This window comes from Mesorhizobium sp. M0047 (assembly GCF_040323315.1).
Classification (GTDB): domain Bacteria; phylum Pseudomonadota; class Alphaproteobacteria; order Rhizobiales; family Rhizobiaceae; genus Mesorhizobium.
Genome location: NZ_JAMYUW010000122.1, coordinates 1 through 511 on the forward strand (window position 1 = coordinate 1; position 511 = coordinate 511).

Sequence of the window (511 nt, forward strand, 5' to 3'; positions counted from 1 at the left end):
ATCGCACTTACCGTCATCTCTTCCTGGCCCAGGTGATCGCCCTGATCGGCACTGGTCTTGCCACCGTGGCGCTCGGGCTGCTGGCTTATGATCTTGCCGGCACCGGCAATGCTGATGGCGGATAGACGCCGTGCCAGTGAACGATTCCCGAGGCACGGGAAGAAGGCCGGCGAGCGCTTCGAGCAGCGTGCTCTTGTCAACGCTTTTCAGCCAAATAAAACCGAGAACTTCGCCGGCCTCGACCGCAACATCCGCCAGGGCTGTTTGCTGGCCTTGGACGCGCGCGGACACCCAATCTAACTCTTCTTGACGGCGACTTTGTCGAGGGCTGCGCGCAGGCCTTTCGCCAGCTTCTGTGCATCGTCGTTCGCCCAGAAATGCATGAAGAAGAGCCGCGGCTTCTCATCGAGCATGTGGCTATGCAACGCGGTGATCTCGATGCCGTTGTCCTGCATGGCATTGATAACCGGATTGACCTCCTTTGCCGTCAGCACAAAATCACCCGTGATCG

General features: G+C 59.3%; 2 protein-coding genes. One reads left to right on the top strand and one right to left on the bottom strand.

Going from position 1 to position 511, the window contains the following annotated elements:
- Positions 1-114: 114 nt before the first annotated feature.
- Entirely contained in the window at positions 115-300 is a 186-nt protein-coding gene (locus NKJ89_RS35670) for a hypothetical protein (RefSeq protein WP_352609089.1), read from the top strand.
- Here NKJ89_RS35670 and NKJ89_RS35675 read toward each other — a convergent pair.
- The coding region (locus tag NKJ89_RS35675; RefSeq protein WP_352609091.1) for a DUF1259 domain-containing protein at positions 297-511 on the bottom strand (215 nt) is incomplete at its 5' end. The genes NKJ89_RS35670 and NKJ89_RS35675 overlap by 4 nt on opposite strands.

Coding starts and splice junctions, on each gene's coding strand:
- NKJ89_RS35670 (WP_352609089.1), top strand. CDS start 115: ATGGCGGATAGACGCCGTGCCAGTGAACGATTCCCGAGGCACGGGAAG.